Annotated in this window: 3 protein-coding genes; all 3 read right to left on the bottom strand. The window is 61.8% G+C overall.

What is annotated here, in order from left to right:
• Positions 1 to 79: 79 nt before the first annotated feature.
• Entirely contained in the window at positions 80 to 187 is a 108-nt protein-coding gene (locus B124_RS37000) for a transposase (protein ID WP_496507408.1), read from the bottom strand.
• A 384-nt stretch (positions 188 to 571) separates the two neighbouring features.
• Complete coding sequence (locus B124_RS37005) at positions 572 to 985, bottom strand: PIN domain nuclease (protein ID WP_047017805.1); 414 nt, start codon at positions 983 to 985, stop codon at positions 572 to 574.
• Positions 982 to 1,233 carry a type II toxin-antitoxin system VapB family antitoxin gene (locus tag B124_RS37010; protein ID WP_047017806.1) on the bottom strand — a complete coding sequence of 84 codons (252 nt, stop codon included), beginning with the start codon at positions 1,231 to 1,233 and terminating at the stop codon, positions 982 to 984. The genes B124_RS37005 and B124_RS37010 overlap by 4 nt, the downstream gene beginning before the upstream one ends.
• Positions 1,234 to 1,512 lie beyond the last annotated feature (279 nt).

Consider the following 1,512-nt stretch of genomic DNA (forward strand, 5'->3'; position numbering starts at 1 on the left):
CGCAATTCTGCGGCCTGTTCTGAAGAGAGATTCACGCAGTGTCCAACGAGTCAAAGACCTTCAAGTGACATGAACCAGATCACAAGACACTAGGCAGGCTGTGCTTGAGGTCGGCGTTGACCAACTCGTCGGGGTTCAGTTCGGGCGGGTGCGGCGGCAGGAAATGCAGCCTGACATCGTCCAGCATGAAAAGGGGGATAGCCCCACCGTTTCCGGTGGCTGGATCGTGGCTGGATCCAGTCTGTTCCTTCGGTATTTCTGCAGGTCAAAATTGTGCATCCGGTGTTCCGCTTCAACGTGTGAATCTTTCGAACAGGCCCTTCCGTCTTGCATTCATGCAGGTCGGATGGTGTTTCGTGTTCGAACGTGGTGGAATTCGACTGGAACGTGGGGTAGGGGTGTGCCGCGGGTGTGCGTGCGTCTTTGTGCAGGTGGGAAGCGTGTGTGACGGTTCTTGAATCCGGGTGAGGTTTTACCGTGGCTGGATTTTGGCTGGATCTGACGGATACCTGTGGGGGTATAGAGGTTGGTCTGGGGTGGGGGCTTCCTCGGTGGTGTGGGCGAGGGGCGTTTACGGTCGGGTGCCGTCCATGAGCATGAGCGTGTTCTGGCCGGTGTGCCGGGCGATGGTCTCGAAGTCGCGGTCGCAGTGCAGCAAGGTGAGTGGGGACAGTTCGGCCACCGCCGCGACGAGGAGGTCGACCGGTCCGGCGCTGCGGTGTTCGCCGTGGTCGACGAGGAGGTGCTGGACCTGGCGGGCTCGCTGGAAGGCGTGGTCCGGGACTGGAACCCAGGCGTAGAACCCGCTCAGGTGCTGCTGCATCTGTTTGTGGTGTGTGGAGGAGCGTGCGGAGCGGAGGATCTCGAGTTCCGTGATCTCGCACATGCCGACCAGTCCGGAGTCCAGTGCTTCTCCCCACCCCCAGGCGTCCGCGCCGTGCTGCAGGAAGCGTGCAACTGCCGAGGTGTCGGCCAGGTATTTCACGCAGCCTGTCCCTGCTTGCTGTCGTCAGTGGCGGGGCCGGGGCGGTAGGCGGTCTTGTCGGTCAGGGCGTCGAGGTCCAGGGCCTCGGCGGCGAGGCGTTCGGCTGCCATGCGGGCCTCGTGGCGCTTGACTCTGTCGCTGACCTCGCGAAGGGCGCGGTTGACGGTGTCCTTCTTGGTCTTGGTGCCGAACGCGTCCTGCGCTACGGCCAATGCGTCCTCGTCGATCTCGATCAATGTCTTACCCATGTGACACTCCTCCCATATATCTAAAATCTAGCATAGATATACGGTGAGGGGTGGTCGTTATCGACGGCCTCGGATTCTGCTGTCTGCAGCTATTGTGCCGGGCGTCGGCTGACGGGCGCCCGGGTGGGATGGGGCGAAGCCCCCAACGGGTCGGAGTATCCCGGTGCTGGTTCCGTGCTGACTTGCCTCGCGCTTTCGCGAGGTGGGCTGTCCGTTGGCTGATCAAATGAGCGAGGAGTGCATCTGACCTGGGACGATGGGACTTGTCTAGGGTCCTGT

The sequence above is a fragment of the Streptomyces sp. CNP082 genome, from assembly GCF_059570535.1.

Coding starts and splice junctions, on each gene's coding strand:
- B124_RS37010 (WP_047017806.1), bottom strand. CDS start 1,233: ATGGGTAAGACATTGATCGAGATCGACGAGGACGCATTGGCCGTAGCG.
- B124_RS37000 (WP_496507408.1), bottom strand. CDS start 187: ATGCTGGACGATGTCAGGCTGCATTTCCTGCCGCCGCACCCGCCCGAA.